We start from the raw sequence: 16,379 nt of genomic DNA, 5'->3' as shown, positions 1-16,379 counted from the left end.
CGGGGCGGGTTTTTTAAGGAGAAAACGATGACCTCGACTTCAGCACTGATTGTGTGCGCGATGCTGGCATGGGTAGCGCAGATTGTGTTGGGCTGGTGGCAGTTGCAGCGTTTCAATCACGCGTTTGACCAGCTGTGTTTATGCGGTTCAGTGGGCGTCGGGCGTTCGGGCGGTCGCTTCAAACCGCGCGTTGTGCTGGCGCTGGCTTTCGATAAAGAAGAAAAGGTCTGCGCGGGTTTTCTGCTGCGCGGACTGACCATCTTTGCCCGTCCTCAGCCCTTTACTGCTCTTAATGGAATGAAACGCGAACAATTAATGACAGGTGTGATCTTCCCGAAAGATCCGAATATTCAAACCGCACTATCATTAGCGATTGAACCGAAATCATGATATTTTCACTTTAAAAGCTATTATCTTTCAAAAAGAATGATGGCGAGTGAATTTATCTGAAAATTTGAGCGGAAATCGTGATGAAACCTAAGCAACGGCAGGCGGCGATACTGGAGCATTTGCAGCAATTTGGTAAGACGGCGGTGGAAGATCTGGCAGCGCATTTCGCCACTACAGGCACCACCATCCGGAAAGATCTCACTCTGCTGGAAGAAGAAGGTGCTGTGATTCGTACCTACGGCGGCGTGGTTCTGAGCCGCGAAGAAGGCGACCAGCCCATCGACCGTAAAACACACATTAATACCGGTAAAAAGCTGCGCATTGCCCGCGCCGCGATTAGCGAAATTCAGGACGGCGATTCCCTCATTTTCGACGCAGGCAGTACGGTCATGCAGATGGTGCCTTTCCTCAGTCAGTTCAATAACATCACGGTTATGACCAACAGCCTGCATATCGTCAATGCACTGGTCGAGCTTGATAATGATCAAACCATTCTGATGCCGGGCGGCACCTACCGTAAAAAATCCTCTTCTTTCCATGGCAGCCTGGCGGAAAGCGCTTTTGATCAATTCAACTTCGACAAACTGTTTATCGGTGCCGATGGTGTTGATCTGAACGGGGGGGTCACCACGTTTAACGAAGTTCACGGCGTCAGCCAGGCGATGTGCAATGCCGCCGAACGTATTTTCCTGCTGGTAGATTCCTCAAAATTCGGGCGCAAAAGCCCGAACGTGGTCTGTAATTTGGGCAAAGTCGATACGTTGATCACTGACAGCGGGTTAACTGCTCCTTATCGTGAGGCCATCGAAAAACTGGGGATCCGCATTATTTTAGTCGGGGAAGACGATGAATGATTCATTACTGAACTACGCACGCGAAACGCTGGAAATTGAGATTGAAGAAGCGAAACGTTTACTGACGCGGCTTGATGATAATTTCCTTTGTGCGTGCAGCTTATTACTAAATTGCACCGGTAAAGCAGTGGTTTCCGGTATGGGGAAATCCGGCCATATCGGCAAGAAAATCGCGGCATCGCTGGCCAGCACCGGGACGCCTGCGTTCTTTGTTCATCCCGCCGAAGCCCTGCACGGCGATCTGGGGATGATTGGCAGCAATGACGTGCTGATTTTCATTTCTTATTCCGGCCGAGCAAAAGAGCTGGATACGATTTTGCCGTTGCTGAAAGAAAACCAGACGCGCCTGATCGCCATCACCGGCGGCAAAAATTCCTCGCTGGCGCAGGCGGCCGATTGCGTGCTCGACATCAGCGTTGAGCGCGAGGCCTGCCCGATGGGGCTCGCGCCGACGTCCAGCGCAGTAAATACGTTGATGATGGGCGACGCGCTGGCGATGGCACTGATGCGCCACCGTGGTTTCGGCGCCGAGGATTTCGCGCGGTCACATCCGGGGGGGAGTCTGGGCGCCAGATTGCTCAACCGCGTCCATCATCTGATGCGCACCGGCGATCGTCTGCCTGTTGTCGACAGCCAGAAAAATGTCATGGATGCCATGCTGGAGCTGAGTCGCACCGGCCTGGGGCTGGTTGCGGTGTGTGACGCCAGCCTGCATGTCGTGGGCGTTTTTACCGACGGCGATTTGCGCCGCTGGCTGGTGAAAGGACATAGCCTGGATGATCCGCTGGTGAGCGCGATGAGCCGTCCGGGATATCAGCTTCCTGCCCAATGGCGGGCGGGTGAAGCGTTGGAAGCCTTGCACGAACAGCACATCAGTGCCGCACCGGTGGTCGACAGCGAGGGTATTTTGGTGGGAGCCATCAACCTGCATGACCTGCACCAGGCCGGTATTGGCTGACACCGGCGTTACTCATCGGCGGGTTCTTTGATATAATCCCATCCACTATATGGTCGCCGTTTCTTCCAATAACGGCGATAAATATTCTTAAATCAGGTGGTTAGTCTTTATATGAAACATCGCGTTGATGTCATGATTTCCGAACAGGAAATCAAAACCCGAATTGAAGAGCTGGGCCGTAAAATTACCGACCACTACCGTGACAGCGGCAGCGAAATGGTACTGGTCGGGCTGCTGCGCGGTTCCTTTATGTTCATGGCCGATTTGTGCCGCGCCATTGATGTGCCGCATGAAGTCGATTTCATGACCGCATCAAGCTACGGCAACGGCATGTCTACGACTCGCGATGTCAAAATCCTGAAAGATCTCGACGAAGACATTCGGGGCAAAGACGTGCTGATCGTCGAAGACATCATTGACTCCGGCAACACGCTGAGCAAAGTGCGCGAAATCCTGCAACTGCGCGGCCCGAAATCACTGGCAATTTGTACCCTGCTCGACAAACCAGAACGCCGTGAAGTTGAAGTCAAAGTGGAATACGTCGGTTTTGCGATCCCGGACGAATTCGTCGTTGGTTTCGGCATCGACTACGCCCAGCGCTATCGCCATCTGCCGTATGTCGGCAAAGTGGTTATGCTGGACGAATAGTGCCTGGCTACCCGGTTTAGCCATTTCCGGCGCGGGAAGTGCTCGCATTCCTCATGGACTTTATGTCCATTGCAGTTGCCCCGCGCTTCCCCCGTCAGAACTGACGTCATCGGCTACGCCCTTGACAGTCTTTCCCGAAAAATCTCACTAAAAAAGGCACATTTTTGTGCCTTTGAAAATGATGTTAAATACATGAATTAAATGGATTTTTTCATTTTAGTGTCCACGCATTGACCACATCGACAAGAGAAGCCCCGTTTATTCGGGGCTTTTTCTTTAGTGCATCTGGAAGGATTGCTGCTGATTTTTGTCCGGATGCAACTGCACAGCGTGAACTGTTCCTGGCTCAACAATGATGTCCGCAATCGACTCATGCGTTTTAAACGTGCAGCTGCAATTGATGTTCTGACACTGGTGATAACGCTCTTTGGTATTGATGCTCAGATAACGGCTTGAACGTGCGTGTGCGGCGTGCTGGCATTTGGGGCAGTGCATCATAATAATCACCATGTAATCATTTTAATCAGATGCAGTCATTGTATGTTATTTCGAAAATCATACACGCTGTATTACATTGATTTACAGAGCCTTCTCTCCCACGCGGTCTATGCGCTAGTAACAACCATTCATGTGCATTATTATCTGAAATATGGACATAAATTTATCAGGTTTCATCCCTGCATTACTTCCCATCGCACTTTCCCCAGGAGCCAGCTTTACGCTCGCGATGAACAGTGCGCTGTCAGGCGGGCAAAGAGGGCTACTCAAAACACTCACCGGCACGGCGCTTGGCATTTATACACATGCAATCCTTATCGGGCTTGGGATCACTTCTTTGCTTGTGGCATCGCCTGCACTTTTTCATATATTGAAAATTGCCGGGACAGCCTATCTGCTTTGGTTGGGGATACAGCTCATCCGAAGTGGCCTGAAAGCGCGTGAAATGGTATTCGATTCTGGTGGGGCTCCTGTCACCATGAAAGATGCATGGCTGGCTAATGTTTTGAATCCAAAAGCCATCATGTTTTACCTCACAGTTGTTTCACAATTTGCTGGCAGCAAAGGTGAGATCGGGCATTACATGATCCTTGCCACGGTGCATATTGCTGTTATGACTCTTTGGCTAATCGCGATTAGTAAAGTTCTCATTTTCTCTGCAAATAAGATGAACACCATGACTTTGAAGAAATATGTGAATGTCGCGGGTGGTGGCTTACTTATACTTTTCGCATTTATGAGCATACTGCATTAGAAAGCAGGGGCTCCCTTCTCACTGGCTTACTTCGCCACTTTCCGTCGCCTCATAACTCACATCCGACAGCAACACCTCCAGATTCAGCGTTGTCACAAATCCGCTGCCGCCCAGGCTGTGTGTCACCTTGCTGATTATCCAGGGCTGCGCGTCGATCACGGATTTAAATCCCGACACGGCCACCGGCGTCTCAGGAAATAAATCCGCACGCCCGCGAGCCAGGGAGATCGAGAACTCCGCGACGCCCCGCTGGAGTTTGTCCCACTTTGCCTGGGCTGCCCGCATGGCCGCTTTCTGCGTGGCGTAGATGGTGGTGAGGGCAAACACGTTGTCTTCACTGCCCGCCAGGTATTCCCCTTCCTTCGCCTCCGGCGTTTTCTGTGCCTTTGCACTGACCTTCTTCGCCTTCGGGTGTTGCAGGGCGCGCAGGTACTGCACTTTCGGTTTCCGCTGCACCTTCACCTTTTTCGGCTTCGGGTCTTTGGTATGCAGCCAGCTTGCCGACACGCCGGTATAAGCCCCACGGTCAGCAATATTAAACGTGTGCCCGTCGCCGTCGCTGCGGACAATCGTCATCTGAGGGATAGGCTTCCCGCTGGCCGTCTTTGCTGCCCCAGGTTTAATAAACAGCATGCTGCCCGCCTTGATGGCGACAACCGCGCCGTTCAGCTCCGCCAGGCGGGTAATAAATTTCGCGTCGGTTTCCTGGGTCTGGTCGATATGCGACACCGGCACATTCCTGAACGGCTCAGCAATCGCGGGTTTGAGATTGTTGCGCGCCGCCACTGCCGACACCACCGCCTCCAGCGTCGTGTCGTGATAGGAGTTGTCGCGGCGGGAATTCAGGCTGCCGCGATAGTCCGCACTGCGGGCGCGAATGGTCAGCGTGTCCGGCGTTCCGCGATGCTCCACCTCGTCCACCGTGAAATCGCCTTTGTTCGTCAGCGCCTGGCCTTTCCAGCCGAGCGCAATATTAATCACCGCACCGCGTGGCGGCATGTCCAGCAGGCCGTCGGTGTCGCTCAGCGCGATGTCGAGCTGGTCAGCCTCAAAGCCGCGGTTATCCGTGAGCGTCAGCGATATCAGCCGGTTGCTGACGTCCTGCGTGATGTCTTTGCCGCCGACGGTCACCGTGAAGTCCGGCGCAAACTGCGCACCGGCACCGATGGTCATATCCGTAATCACAGCAAGCCTCCCAGCTGACCGGTTAAACCACCGGCCTGATCCAGCAGCCCGTCGGCCTGGGCTTTCATGTCGCCAAACATCGCCGCCAGGGATTCATCCACGCGGGTCAGCGTCAGCGTAAATTCAATCCGGCGGGCGGCACCGTTGGAAAAATGCTCCGTATGGGTTTCGCTGACGCTGTTCACCACGAACATCCCGTAAATGGTGCCACTGCCTTCAAGCAACGGCCACGCCTTGCCTTCGTCAGCCATCAGGTTCAGTGCGAGCAGTGACAACTTCCCGCCGGTGATTTCCGGCATCAGCACGCCGGACAGGGTAATTTTTTCCTCATTCACGCCGAGGAACTGCGGCAGCGGGCGCAGGCCGACGCGGTTGTTTACCGGCCAGCGGTAATCGACATCGCGCTGCAAGCTTTGGTAAGGGACGGTCTGCAACTGAAACACAAACAGCCCGAGCGTTAACATCATACGGGGTTCTCCTTAATCGTTATCCATGCGGGAACGTTGCTGGGCGGCGCGGGCGCGGTCACGGGCTTCCAGCTCGGCGCGGATCTGACGGCTGGTGTCCTGGACACCCAGACCGGCACCGGCTGAAATCTGATAGGTGTGCGTGCTGCGGTCGATATAGCTGCGTCCGCCGCCGACGGACACCGGCGCATAACCGCCGCCCAGCAGGCCGCCAGCCGGTGGCGTGACCGGTGCAGGGTTGTCCAGCGGGTGCGCTTGCGGATCCGCATCGCCGTTTTGTTTCGTGCGCCGGTCAGCTTTGTCGGCTGCTTTATCAATGTCTGCGGATTCATCCTTGATGATGCCGAGCTTCTCCAGCAGCCAGACCACGCTGCTGCGCAGCTTATTTGCCACCTGCAACGGCGCGGTCAGTGCGTTCGCGACCAGGTGACCGAACGATATCCCCGCATCTTTGCAGCTGTTCAGCGTTTCCTGCGTGGATTTCACGGGCTCAATCAGGTCTTTGAACCACTGCCACAGGACTTTGAGCTTGCCCCCCAGCCAGTCAAACACCGGCTTAAGCGGCGAAAACATCTCTTTTACCGGTTCGAACGCAATCCCCAGCCCTTCAATGACGCCCGCAAAGAAGGCGCTGATCGGCTCCCAGTATTTACGGATAAGCAGGGCACCGGCGACAATCGCCACGCCAATTGCGACAATCGGCAGCGTAAGCCCGCCGATCACCGTCGCAATCGCACCGCCCACCGTGCCGAGGATTGTCCAGAGCACACCGGCAGCGGCGACGATCAGATTGATGCCGCTGATTACCGAACCCGCCACCAGGCCAAACACGCCGAGCGCGCCAATAATCAGCAGCGCACCGCCTGCCACCTTGCCGAGCGTGGTCGCCAGGGCTTTATTGTTCACAATCCATTTATCGAGTTTCAGCACGTAGCCGGTGGCGGTCTGCACCAGGTTGCGCAGTGACGAATCCTGCTGATCAAACAGGTCAGTGCCGACGGCCTCATAGGCGGACTGAAATTCCTTAAAGTCGCCGCCGAGGTTGTCCTGCATGGTTTTGACCAGCTCCTCGGTTTTCCCGTCCGAGGTTTTCAGCGCTTTGGTGAGTTCATCCAATTTACCGGAGGAGGCACCTGTCATCAGTACCGCCGCCGCCGAGCTGGCCTCCTCGCCAAAGATGGCTTTCATGTACTGCGCACGCTGCGACGTGCCGAGCTTGTTTTTCTCAAAGCTCTTTTGCATTTCTTTGAGAATGGTAAACAGCGGGCGCATGTTGCCTTTCTTGTCCGCCGTTTTCACCTTCAGCTCACCCAGCGCGGCGGCAGCGGTGCCCGTCGGTGCCTGTAAGCGGGTAATGACCGCACGGGCACCGGTGCCCGCCATCGAGCCGGTGATTTTGGCATCCGCCAGCGCAGCCGCCATCGCTGCGGTTTCCTCGACGCTGATACCGGCCTGTTTCGCTACCGGTGCGGCATAGGTTAGGGTGTCTGACAGGCCTTCAAAGGTGGCGGCAGACTTATTCATGGCCGTTGAAAGCACGTCACCGATGTGTGACACGGTGTCATTCGTCATGCCAAACGCGGATTTCACGCCCATCAGCAGCGTGGCGTTTTCCTCCATGGTGCGCTTGTTTGCCAGGGACAGATTCAGGATGGTCGGCGTCGCCGCCAGAATGCCGTCCTTGTCCGCACCCGATTTGGCGACGATGATTTGCGCGGCGGCGGCATCATCGGCAGAAGCGGCGGTGTTGTCGCCGAGTTGCCGCGCCTGGGTGCGCAGCGCGGTCATGTCGGCGGAGTCTTTTTCTAAGCCTAATGTCGCCTGTAACTCTGAGTTTTTCTGCGCAAAGTTGAATCCGGGCATCAGCAGCCCGACACCCGCCGCCGTTCCCGCCGTCGCTATCGCAACACCCGCCGCACCCGCTCCGGTCACGCTACCGGCGAACTGTTTACCGGTCTGGTAACGCCCTTTGACCGCGTTGAGTTTGGCCTGCTGCGCGCTGACGCGTGCCAGGGATTCACGCTGGCGGTTGAGCTGCGCGGTGGTTTCACTGATGGAGGTTTTCAGGCGGCGTTCTGATTCAGAAAGCGTGCGGGTGCTGATGCCCGCCTGGGTGAGTTCGGTGCGCTGACGCTGCACCGACTGCCGCAGCCCGTTGAACTGGGTCTGCAACTGCGCGGCGGTGCGCTTCGCGGACTCCATGGCCTGCGCCTGGGCGCGGGTCGGGTTGGCGGTGTTTTTGAACTGGATAGCCAGCGCCGCCGCCTCCGCTTTGGCATCTTTGAGTTTCTGACCGGTGACGGCAAGCTGCGCGCTGGATTTGCGGAAACCGTCAATCTTTCCGGCCTGGGCGTTCAGGTCTTTGAGCGTGGTTTGCGTGTTTTTAATGTCTCCGGCCAGCGCCTTACTGGCGTTCTCCACCGCTTTAAACGGGCGGGTCGCCTGGTCAACCGCCTTTAACAGCACCTCTACTTTTAAATTACTCACTGTCGGCTCCGCTGCGCTGCATGGCCTTATGACGCCAGCCGCAAAGCTCGGTAAGCGTCATCAGGTTCATTTCTGACGGCGGCCAGTGAAAGAGCACCGCGATATCCGCCATCAGGTCATCGACCGTCAGGGTCGGGGGAAGTTTTACTGTTCCGATTTCGGCGATAAAAAACCAATCACCTTACCCGCCAGGGCAATCAGGTCGGGCAGGTTCAGGCTTTTGCAGTCCTGGGCGGTCAGGTTCGGAGTGGTAATGCGCGGCAGAATGACGGTCAGCGCGTCAACGTCGGCATTCGCCAGCGCCGCCAGGCCAATTCCGCGCAGGTGTCCGGCATTGGGTTTGATGACTTCAACCTCGCTGATCAGGGTGTCGCCGCGTTTGATTGGTTCTTCCAGGATAACGATGTTTTCATTCTGTTCTGACATAGCGGTGTCTCTTATTTTAAAGTGAGGTTTCGCGCCGGAGACCGGCGCGGGGTTCGGGTTACAGGCCGATGTTTTTGCGGTGTTCCGCCACGCGGTCAACGCCGCCGACGATTTCCACCATGTTCACGGTATCGACTTCAATCATGTCTTTGCCGTCAATCACCAGCTTGAAATAGGTGCACTGGGTGGTGATTTTGGTTTCGGTGTCTTCGCCCTGTTTGTACTCGCCGAAATCCATCTCCTTGTGGCGTCCGCGCATCGTGACTTCCACGGCGGAGGTTTCGCCGGTGTCGTCGCGCTGGAAGGAACCGGCAAAGCGCAGCGGCACGGCATCGACCGCACCCCACTGCTGCAACACCAGCTCATCCAGCCCGCCCACCGTCCACTCAAAACTCAGCGCGTCGTCGTCCAGGCCGAAATCAATGGCAGCCGAACCGGTCATGCCGCCGCCGCGATAGTTCTCCAGCTTGCGGGTCAGTTTTGGCAGCGTCAGCGCGCTGACCATGCCCAGGTAGCTGTTCCCGTCGTTAAACAGGTTCAGGTATTTCAGTTTCTTAGGCAGTGCCATGTTTTAGCGCCTCTTAGCTGTTAACGGACGTGGCGAACGTCGCCAGGTACTGATCGGTGATGCGCTGACGCAGGGTTAAATCTTCCAGCGGCGGCACCGGCGTATAGTCGTAATCAATGAATAATTTGCCCGCTTTCAGGGTTTCGACGGTGTTGGCGTCGGGGTCATACCAGCAGTTGCCATCGATGATCAGACCGGCGGTTTTCATTTCGCGCAGTTTGGCGTTAATGCCCGCAATCATGTCTTTGATAAGGGTCGGGGTAACGGGCTTATCTGACGCCCACATATGCCCTTCGGCGATGGTGTCCGCCAGCACCTGCGCGGTGCGGGTGTAGTTCTCAAACAGGAACAATGGATCGTCAGAGCAGGTACGTTGCCCCCAGAATTTAAAGCCGTCCTTGCGGATAAGGGTGGTGACGCATGCCTGGTTCAGCAGGTCGGCATCGGTGCCGGTGGTCTGCAAATCCCAGTACACGCTGGCGGACAGGCCGGTGACGCCGTTGATGCCGACATTAGAAAGCGTTTTGTGCCAGCCGGTTTCGGCGTCGATTTTGGCACGCAGGCCGAGCGCGTAAGCCGTCGCGGGGGCGAGGTCGCTGGCGTTCGTGGTGGTGTTCCAGGAAACAAAATCCGGCCAGACCACCATCAGCTCACGCTGGCTGAAATTGTCGCGGTACTTGATGGCATCAGACACGGTTTTGCATCCGTATGCGCTGATGTAACCAAAGGCGCGGAGCTGCTGACAGACGGCGGCCAGCGCCGTGGCGACGTCCTGATTATCCAGCCCTGGCACGCCGAGAATGCGCGGCTTTACGCCGAGTTCCGTTTGTGCGGACAGCAGGGCTTTCATGCCGGTATACATGCCGGTTTCATCCGAGCCGCCGATGATGTTGGAGGTGGTTTCCGCTTCGGTTTCGCCTTCCTTGACGCGCACGACAACGACAACCGGTTTAGCCTGGTTGGCAATCGCCATCAGGGAGGCGCGGAGCGTGCCGGTTTTACCGGCCTTGCCTGCGGCGGTCAGCACGTTGGTAATGAGTACGGGCGTATCCAGCGGGAACGCGTCGGCATCAGCATCTTCGCCGGTGCAAACCATCCCGATGATGGCGGTGGAAACGGTGGAGATAACGCGGGTGCCGTCATTGATTTCAACAACGCGCACACCGTGATGATAATCAGCCATGGTGTTTTTCCTGTGATTAATAAGCCAGTCAATCATCGCGTGTTGTGTACGCGCAGGCACGGCGGGAGGGCTGTTTGAACCATGGCACAACGTGGCGGAGCAGAAACAAAAAAGCCCCATTTCGGGGCGAAGGTCAGGCGGGAATTTCAGGCCAGGTGATATCCGGCGCAAGGGTGGGATCGATGCGGCTCAGCTGCACGCGGTACAGCATCCATTCCCTGAGCTGCGAAAGTTCGTCATCCGTGGCAATGTCGAGCTCTTTTGCGTCCTGTAGCGGGCTGATTTTCTGTGAGGCTTCGGCCAGCAGTGCGTCTCTTGTGGCTTTGGCCTGTTCGGTCAGTTCGGCGGCCGATAATACCCGCGCCACAATGCTTTCGCCGTCAAAGACCCACTTCCCGCCGCCAGGCTGCGAAAGAAACGTGTCAGGACAGTCCGACACCTCCGCCACGCTAAAGGACTGCGGCCACATCGTGGAGGCGTCATAACTGGCCGAGTTAATCAGCCCGCTCTCATCAAAGGCAATTTTCACCGTCTCGTCAGAAAACTGTTTGAGCAGCCCGTACCAGTCATTTCCCTGCGGATCGCAAAGGAAAACCACGCCGTGAGATTTAGCCAGTAACGTTTCGTCTTCATTAAGCGGTGCGCGCAGAGAGAACGCGCCGTAAATATTCGTTTTCATACATAACCCACCGTATACCAGTTGCCGCCGACGGCTTTCTGCAAAGGACGCATGCGGATCCAATAGTTAGAGCTGCCTGCATCTTTGAAGGACGTCATCACGCCGCCGTTCATGTTTTCATTGTTGCTGCGTTCTTTGAACTCTGAGGATGTGCCGAAACGGATATCCTGCACGCAGTTTGAATAAGCCCAGTTGCGGGCGTTATTTTCCGCATTATTTGCACGGTTTTGCGCATCATTCTGAGTTGATACACGCTGCCCCATCTCATAAATCCCGCCGCCGTCAGTGTACAAATTCCCCTGCGTGCTCAGGTCTCCCGTGCCGGAAATTCTGACGTACCCCGTTTGCACGGAGTTATTGACGTTAACGGTGCGGAAAACGAATCCGCCCACACCGCCGCCTTTGTTATTAACAAAGTTAGATTCGCCCTGGCCGTTACTCTCATTCCATCCCAGATATGTCCCTTGTCCGTTGCCTGGCTGAGGAAGGGTTATTGCACGCAGAAAATTCGCGGTAACACCGCCTTTTACATCCCCACCGGCGCGGGGAAATGCCCCGACGTTGTCAGCATTAAGTGAAATGTCACTCGTGCCATCGAACGCCACACCGGCAATTTTGCGGGCGGTGGCGAGTTTGGACGCGGCGACGGCAGTGCCGTTTGCTGGGAGGGCACCGAGATTCTTTACTGCATCAGCTGCGGTTTTTGCACCTGTGCCCCCGCTGGAAACAGGCAGCGCCGTCGATAATGTCAGGCCATACGCACCGGCGATTTCAAGCCCGCTGTCCATCACCCAATTATCCGCCGTACCGTCTGTCAGGTTCGACGCTCTTTTACGAAGTACCCACCTGCCGCCAGTGGCATCCCAAAAACCAAAGTTACCGGCGCTGGAGTAGCTCACGTTGATTAACGGGTGTGCCGCATTTGACGAGCTAAATTGACAGGTAGCGTCATGCCGGTTGAATTTCACCAGGCCGTTAAAACTGACTTCTCCGGCCACGGTCATCCCGGCCGCAAAGGTCGCATCGCCTACCGCCTTCATGGTGTCATTGATTGTCAGCGGCGAATCAATGGAAACCGCCGACGTGTAGATGTTGGCCGTATCCCTGTTATATCCCAGATACAGCGTACCGCCGACGCCGGAGCCTGCATCTTTCACACTGGCTGAAAGCGTGACATTGCCGTTGTTATGGTCGCGCAGAATGACGGCATCGTTACGCCCGCGGATCACTGAATTCGCGTTAGTAGAGGAAAGGGTAATACCTGATTCAGGCCGCAACACGCCGTTTGCGATTTGTACGCTGTCGGTCTGTCCGTCGCAGACGATGCGGGCTTTAATGGTGCCTGTTTCATCCCTGGCATCCATGCGCATCACGCCTTCGCCTGCCGGATAAATCGCAGCGGACAGGCCACCCAGCGCGCGCCCAGCGTGCGGGTCGGTGTCTGTCAGCGTGTTAGGCAGACGAAAATAAACATTCCCCATGGACGTTAATGCAGAGGGTAAGTTGTTCGCCGAGACTGAACCGAGACGGCTGGTAAATGACATATAGGCTTCATAATCATTTGCCCGGAAAACAGCCATCCGGTAATTCGCCTGGATTGAACTGGCGACCTCCAGGTTAGCCGCCATTTTAACGCTGGACGCAATACTGGTAAGTTTGCTGAGGCCGGTAATATCCGCGTTTTCACCCGATCGGGCGACGCCCAGCCGCGTTAAGTCCGCCAGCGTCATACTGCCGCTGTCCATAATTTTCCGCCAGCCGAACGGATAACCGCTGTCGCTGAGGAACCACTTCCAGCCGCCCGCCGCAGTGTATGAACCGATGCGCTCAAAAATCTGCCCGTCGTTATTAATCAGCCGCTGATAGGCTGCCGCACCCGCCGCCCAGTAGCGCCGCCAGTTGTGCAACTGACCGGCAACGACATAGGTCGCCCCCAGAGGGTGGTCTTCAAACGTGGCAGAAATACTGATGGGATTCGTGACGTCAATAATGGACGGGTCATCAAGACGCTTAACCTTCGTCGTGTCCGTTGCCAGCATCAGATTGCTCATTGCCCCGACGTCCGTCGCCTCCAGGGTAATATCGGCACTCAGCGGCTTATTATTCACCTTGCGGGTGGAGGGTACGCGTGTATTCGCATTGTCGTTGGCGGCCTTCACCGCTTTCGGCGTCGCGGCCAGGACTTCGCTGGTACTGCTGACCGAGCTGCTGAGCTGGACAAAACCTTTTGCCGTCAGCGTGCCGTCGGGATGGTTGCGGGATTTTTCATGCGCTGCCAGCAGGTCATTCACATACTGCTCCGTTGCCATAATCACCGAGTCGTCGATCAGCAGGCTGATGACTTCGGTGTTACTGACGGCAATCACCATCCGCAGCGTCTGCGTGCGGCCTGAACCTTCCGCCAGGGTCGGCTTGTAAGTGTCCGCCATATTGCAGACGGCAATCAGCGCGCCATCGTCGGCAAACAGCCCCATTTCGCGCATCCAGAAGCCGCCGACGCTAGCGGAGAGAACCGCCTCAGCAATCACCCAGTTACCATGCGTCGGATCGCGCTTTAAGGAGTTGAGCGGCGTGCGGTACACCTCTTTAACCAGTTTGGTCTGGGTGGCGACGGGCGTGGTCGTCTTGCCGTTACCGTCACCGACGGCAAGCTGCGTAATGTTGATGTCAGTCCCCGCCGCAATGGCGGCCGCGATACGCGACTGGCCGAGCGTGGTGACGACGGATTTAAATGTGCTCATAGCGTCCTCTTATGCGGGGTAAACGGTCAGCAGTTCGCCGGTGTACTGCGCCGCGCCAATGTAAACATCACCTTTAATATCCTGGGTGATGGTCAGTCCGATCAGATGGCGGCTGGCCGGTTTGGCGTCGGCAATCAGCCTTTCCATCTCTAAATACATTTCTTCAGTGATGCCGGTTTCCAGCACGCCGATATCCAGGCGAAACGTGCCAGGCTCGTCATTGGTTTCCCACCATTCGGTCACGTTAATCAGGTAGCCGAGCGGTTCCACCACGCGCCGGATGGCACCGAGGGTTCCCTTATGGCAGTGAATGAACCACGCCGACTGAATGACGCGACGCTTGGTGGAGACAGGCCAGTTTTCATCCCAGCGGTCAACCGACAGCGCCCACGCCAGGTACGGCAAAAACTTCGCCGGACAGGTCAGCGGATCCCAGAGCTGCCGCAGCGGCACCGGCACGTTTTCCAGCGCGGCGCAGGCATCAGCAGCAGCAACCTCAAGAACAGAGGAACCAACGGGCAGCAGGCGATCACTCATCGTAGCCGCCCACTTTCAGGGTGTACGCGGAGCAAAACGACGCCTGCGTTTTATCCAGCTCGATGTCATCGGCAGGGCTTTTCAGCTCCACCCGCTGCACGCCTTCAACGTGCAGCGCGGCATAGATGGCGGACAGCCGGATGTCGCGGCCTAAACGGTGCTGCGCCGTGGTGTAAGCAATCAGTTTTGCCTCAGAGGCTTCGCGGATGGGCTCCGCTTCCGGACCCGGGAACAGATACAGCACGGCGTCGATGGTGTAATTCACCACCGTTGCCGACTGCACGGTCACGCGGTCAGCCACGGGGCGCACGTTCTCGTCATTGAGTGCGGCCTGAACCACCGACAGCAGGTCAGCGGGCGCGGTGCCGTTGCCGGTTTGTGCCAGCACGGAAATCGTCACGCAGGCAGGCGACGGACTGATGACTGAAATGTCCGCCACCCGCCCGTCAGCAGAGCGTCCGTGATACTCATAGGAGCCGACCGGACCGGCCACGCTCAGCCCTTCAAAAGCCTGCTGCGCACGGATACGCAAATCAGCATCGCTTTCCATCACTGCCGCCACGGCGGGCACGCTGACCGTATCGGCAGGGGTGATCGTCAGGCGTTCCACGCTGAACGTGGCGGCGATATTGTCGAGATCATTACCGGAGGCATAAGCCAGCATCACCGCCTGCGCCGCCTCGTTTACCCGCTGACGCAGGATCACTTCGCGGTAAGCGTTCTCCTCCAGCAGTTTCACCATCGGCTCAGACTCCAGGGTCAGCGTGCGGGCGATGGCGGCCTGCTGGTCTTCGGGGTACAAGGAGACCAGCGTGGCTTTGCGTTCCGCCAGGAGGGTTTCGTAATCCAGCACTTCCACCACGTCGGGGGCGGGTAACTGGCTCAGGTCGATAGTTGCCATGGTTTAGCTCACGGGTAGGGTTAAGGATATCGCGGCGGACGTGTCTTTGCGGGTGCCGGTGATATCCACCACCATTTTCCCGTCGAACGTCGTTTCAAAGGTGATGCCGGTCAGGCTGACGCGTGGCTCCCACTTGAGGATCGCGCTGTAGCAGGCCGCCATAATTTGCAGCCGCAGCGCCACGTTCTGCGGGCGGTCAGTCAGTTCAGACAGCAATGAACCATAGTCACGGCGCATGACGCGGGAACCGACGGGCGTGCGCAAAATATCGCTGACTGACTGCTGAATGTGTGCCAGGTCTTCGACGCTGCGCCCCGTATCCGAAGCCAGGCCGATGTATTTGGCGTTAGTCATGACGGCACCTGCGTCTGACCGCCGCCCGTCTGGACGCCGCCGTGTTTATGGGTGTGAACAACCACGCCGTTTGACGTGATGCTGCCGCCGGAGTGGGTGAGGTTGCCGGTCATCGTGCCGCCTTGCTGAATCTCGATAGTGCCGGTGGTGAGTTTGTTGGTGCAGACCACTTCCGGCGTGTCGAGCGTGATGCGGGTTTTTGCCGTGCAGGTAATCAGCGGAGCAGTCACCCCCACCTTGTCCGCAGCATTCACCGTGGCTGACTTGATGCCGGTAGCCAGCAGCGCGCCGGTTTTGGGTTCGTACTCGATCACTGCGCCGTCAGGGAACGTGACGTGTAAGGCATCGGCTGACGCTGACGGCGCAGGAAAGTCATCAGAGAAAATGCCAGGCATCACAAAGGCGGTATCCAGCTCGCCGCCCAGGCAGAACAACACAACCTGTTCACCGGCAGACGGTGCCCACCAGGTACGGGAACGCCCCGCGCGGGAGGTCAGCCAGTGCAGCCAGTCGGTGACGTTGCCGCCGGTGTTGACGCGACAGGTGCCCGCAACTAAATCCACCTCCGCAACGGTGCCAATGCGGATCAGATTGCGCAGCAGGCGCGGAATGTCATTGTTTGGGATGGATGTATTCATGCATAAAAGAATGCCGCCCTGTCAGGCGGCATACAATTTGAGGTGGGTTGTCTATCGAGGACACAACGAGGTGATTTTTATTGAAGCTTGCTTTTATATTGAAAAATTAAC

The 16,379-nt window shown here is 56.8% G+C and carries 19 protein-coding genes; 5 read left to right on the top strand and 14 right to left on the bottom strand.

Annotated features, from left to right (window positions below; genetic code table 11):
• Window positions 1–27 precede the first annotated feature (27 nt).
• From gutM to hpt, 4 genes are all read left to right on the top strand, one after another.
• Window positions 28–390, top strand: coding sequence for a transcriptional regulator GutM (gene gutM / locus J1782_RS03595; protein ID WP_217152445.1), 363 nt, complete (start codon window positions 28–30; stop codon window positions 388–390).
• Window positions 391–470: 80 nt separating this feature from the next.
• Window positions 471–1,244, top strand: a complete 774-nt coding sequence (locus J1782_RS03590; protein WP_152325082.1) for a DNA-binding transcriptional repressor — start codon at window positions 471–473, stop codon at window positions 1,242–1,244.
• Window positions 1,237–2,202 carry an arabinose-5-phosphate isomerase GutQ gene (gutQ, locus tag J1782_RS03585; protein ID WP_152325081.1) on the top strand — a complete coding sequence of 322 codons (966 nt, stop codon included), beginning with the start codon at window positions 1,237–1,239 and terminating at the stop codon, window positions 2,200–2,202. The genes J1782_RS03590 and gutQ overlap by 8 nt, the downstream gene beginning before the upstream one ends.
• 111 nt (window positions 2,203–2,313) lie before the next feature.
• The gene (hpt, locus tag J1782_RS03580) at window positions 2,314–2,850 is read left to right on the top strand and encodes a hypoxanthine phosphoribosyltransferase (RefSeq protein WP_152325080.1); all 537 of its coding nucleotides are present in this window, start codon (window positions 2,314–2,316) and stop codon (window positions 2,848–2,850) included.
• A gap of 276 nt (window positions 2,851–3,126) precedes the next feature.
• Here the strand turns inward: hpt and J1782_RS03575 are convergent, their stop codons facing one another.
• Complete coding sequence (locus J1782_RS03575) at window positions 3,127–3,348, bottom strand: DNA-binding transcriptional regulator (protein ID WP_034787259.1); 222 nt, start codon at window positions 3,346–3,348, stop codon at window positions 3,127–3,129.
• 151 nt (window positions 3,349–3,499) lie between these two features.
• On the opposite strand from J1782_RS03575, the gene J1782_RS03570 reads away from it, so the two are divergent.
• Window positions 3,500–4,102: a LysE family translocator gene (locus J1782_RS03570; RefSeq protein ID WP_217152444.1), complete on the top strand. Its 603-nt coding sequence runs from the start codon at window positions 3,500–3,502 to the stop codon at window positions 4,100–4,102.
• 18 nt (window positions 4,103–4,120) lie between these two features.
• Here the strand turns inward: J1782_RS03570 and J1782_RS03565 are convergent, their stop codons facing one another.
• The 13 genes from J1782_RS03565 to J1782_RS03505 form a co-directional block, all read right to left on the bottom strand.
• On the bottom strand, window positions 4,121–5,275 hold the full coding sequence (locus tag J1782_RS03565; protein ID WP_254302906.1) for a phage late control D family protein: 1,155 nt from the start codon (window positions 5,273–5,275) through the stop codon (window positions 4,121–4,123).
• Window positions 5,276–5,283: 8 nt separating this feature from the next.
• A complete protein-coding gene (locus tag J1782_RS03560) occupies window positions 5,284–5,754 on the bottom strand; it encodes a phage tail protein (protein ID WP_112286890.1) in 471 nt (156 codons plus the stop codon).
• Between the two features lie 12 nt (window positions 5,755–5,766).
• On the bottom strand, window positions 5,767–8,241 hold the full coding sequence (locus J1782_RS03555) for a phage tail tape measure protein (protein ID WP_217152442.1): 2,475 nt from the start codon (window positions 8,239–8,241) through the stop codon (window positions 5,767–5,769).
• On the bottom strand, window positions 8,234–8,353 hold the full coding sequence (locus tag J1782_RS03550) for a GpE family phage tail protein (protein ID WP_217152441.1): 120 nt from the start codon (window positions 8,351–8,353) through the stop codon (window positions 8,234–8,236). Before J1782_RS03550 ends, J1782_RS03555 begins: the two co-directional genes overlap by 8 nt.
• 32 nt (window positions 8,354–8,385) lie before the next feature.
• Entirely contained in the window at window positions 8,386–8,667 is a 282-nt protein-coding gene (locus J1782_RS03545; protein WP_217152440.1) for a phage tail assembly protein, read from the bottom strand.
• A 58-nt stretch (window positions 8,668–8,725) separates the two neighbouring features.
• On the bottom strand, window positions 8,726–9,235 hold the full coding sequence (locus tag J1782_RS03540) for a phage major tail tube protein (protein ID WP_217152439.1): 510 nt from the start codon (window positions 9,233–9,235) through the stop codon (window positions 8,726–8,728).
• 13 nt (window positions 9,236–9,248) lie between these two features.
• On the bottom strand, window positions 9,249–10,418 hold the full coding sequence (locus J1782_RS03535) for a phage tail sheath protein (protein ID WP_217152438.1): 1,170 nt from the start codon (window positions 10,416–10,418) through the stop codon (window positions 9,249–9,251).
• Between the two features lie 133 nt (window positions 10,419–10,551).
• Window positions 10,552–11,097 (bottom strand): tail fiber assembly protein, encoded by a 546-nt coding sequence (locus J1782_RS03530; protein WP_217152437.1) that lies wholly within the window; start codon window positions 11,095–11,097, stop codon window positions 10,552–10,554.
• Window positions 11,094–13,838, bottom strand: a complete 2,745-nt coding sequence (locus J1782_RS26315; RefSeq protein WP_254302904.1) for a phage tail protein — start codon at window positions 13,836–13,838, stop codon at window positions 11,094–11,096. Before J1782_RS26315 ends, J1782_RS03530 begins: the two co-directional genes overlap by 4 nt.
• 9 nt (window positions 13,839–13,847) lie before the next feature.
• The gene (locus J1782_RS03520; protein WP_217152436.1) at window positions 13,848–14,375 is read right to left on the bottom strand and encodes a phage tail protein I; all 528 of its coding nucleotides are present in this window, start codon (window positions 14,373–14,375) and stop codon (window positions 13,848–13,850) included.
• Complete coding sequence (locus tag J1782_RS03515) at window positions 14,368–15,276, bottom strand: baseplate assembly protein (RefSeq protein WP_217152435.1); 909 nt, start codon at window positions 15,274–15,276, stop codon at window positions 14,368–14,370. The genes J1782_RS03520 and J1782_RS03515 overlap by 8 nt, the downstream gene beginning before the upstream one ends.
• Window positions 15,277–15,279: 3 nt before the next feature.
• Window positions 15,280–15,630, bottom strand: coding sequence for a GPW/gp25 family protein (locus J1782_RS03510; RefSeq protein ID WP_217152434.1), 351 nt, complete (start codon window positions 15,628–15,630; stop codon window positions 15,280–15,282).
• The gene (locus J1782_RS03505) at window positions 15,627–16,268 is read right to left on the bottom strand and encodes a phage baseplate assembly protein V (protein ID WP_217152433.1); all 642 of its coding nucleotides are present in this window, start codon (window positions 16,266–16,268) and stop codon (window positions 15,627–15,629) included. The genes J1782_RS03510 and J1782_RS03505 overlap by 4 nt, the downstream gene beginning before the upstream one ends.
• Window positions 16,269–16,379 lie beyond the last annotated feature (111 nt).

This window comes from Rahnella sp. BCC 1045, assembly GCF_019049615.1.
Lineage (GTDB): Bacteria > Pseudomonadota > Gammaproteobacteria > Enterobacterales > Enterobacteriaceae > Rahnella > Rahnella contaminans.
This window is presented reverse-complemented; position numbering and strand designations above follow the sequence as displayed.

Excerpts from the sequence above, each read along its gene's own strand:
- J1782_RS03570 (WP_217152444.1), top strand. The coding sequence starts at position 3,500 with ATGGACATAAATTTATCAGGTTTCATCCCTGCATTACTTCCCATCGCA.
- J1782_RS03510 (WP_217152434.1), bottom strand. The coding sequence starts at position 15,630 with ATGACTAACGCCAAATACATCGGCCTGGCTTCGGATACGGGGCGCAGC.
- J1782_RS03535 (WP_217152438.1), bottom strand. The coding sequence starts at position 10,418 with ATGGCTGATTATCATCACGGTGTGCGCGTTGTTGAAATCAATGACGGC.
- J1782_RS03565 (WP_254302906.1), bottom strand. The coding sequence starts at position 5,275 with ATGACCATCGGTGCCGGTGCGCAGTTTGCGCCGGACTTCACGGTGACC.
- J1782_RS03590 (WP_152325082.1), top strand. The coding sequence starts at position 471 with ATGAAACCTAAGCAACGGCAGGCGGCGATACTGGAGCATTTGCAGCAA.
- J1782_RS03575 (WP_034787259.1), bottom strand. The coding sequence starts at position 3,348 with ATGATGCACTGCCCCAAATGCCAGCACGCCGCACACGCACGTTCAAGC.
- J1782_RS03520 (WP_217152436.1), bottom strand. The coding sequence starts at position 14,375 with ATGAGTGATCGCCTGCTGCCCGTTGGTTCCTCTGTTCTTGAGGTTGCT.
- J1782_RS03515 (WP_217152435.1), bottom strand. The coding sequence starts at position 15,276 with ATGGCAACTATCGACCTGAGCCAGTTACCCGCCCCCGACGTGGTGGAA.
- gutM (WP_217152445.1), top strand. The coding sequence starts at position 28 with ATGACCTCGACTTCAGCACTGATTGTGTGCGCGATGCTGGCATGGGTA.
- J1782_RS03505 (WP_217152433.1), bottom strand. The coding sequence starts at position 16,268 with ATGAATACATCCATCCCAAACAATGACATTCCGCGCCTGCTGCGCAAT.
- hpt (WP_152325080.1), top strand. The coding sequence starts at position 2,314 with ATGAAACATCGCGTTGATGTCATGATTTCCGAACAGGAAATCAAAACC.
- J1782_RS03550 (WP_217152441.1), bottom strand. The coding sequence starts at position 8,353 with ATGGCGGATATCGCGGTGCTCTTTCACTGGCCGCCGTCAGAAATGAAC.
- J1782_RS26315 (WP_254302904.1), bottom strand. The coding sequence starts at position 13,838 with ATGAGCACATTTAAATCCGTCGTCACCACGCTCGGCCAGTCGCGTATC.
- J1782_RS03545 (WP_217152440.1), bottom strand. The coding sequence starts at position 8,667 with ATGTCAGAACAGAATGAAAACATCGTTATCCTGGAAGAACCAATCAAA.
- J1782_RS03530 (WP_217152437.1), bottom strand. The coding sequence starts at position 11,097 with ATGAAAACGAATATTTACGGCGCGTTCTCTCTGCGCGCACCGCTTAAT.
- J1782_RS03540 (WP_217152439.1), bottom strand. The coding sequence starts at position 9,235 with ATGGCACTGCCTAAGAAACTGAAATACCTGAACCTGTTTAACGACGGG.
- gutQ (WP_152325081.1), top strand. The coding sequence starts at position 1,237 with ATGAATGATTCATTACTGAACTACGCACGCGAAACGCTGGAAATTGAG.
- J1782_RS03560 (WP_112286890.1), bottom strand. The coding sequence starts at position 5,754 with ATGATGTTAACGCTCGGGCTGTTTGTGTTTCAGTTGCAGACCGTCCCT.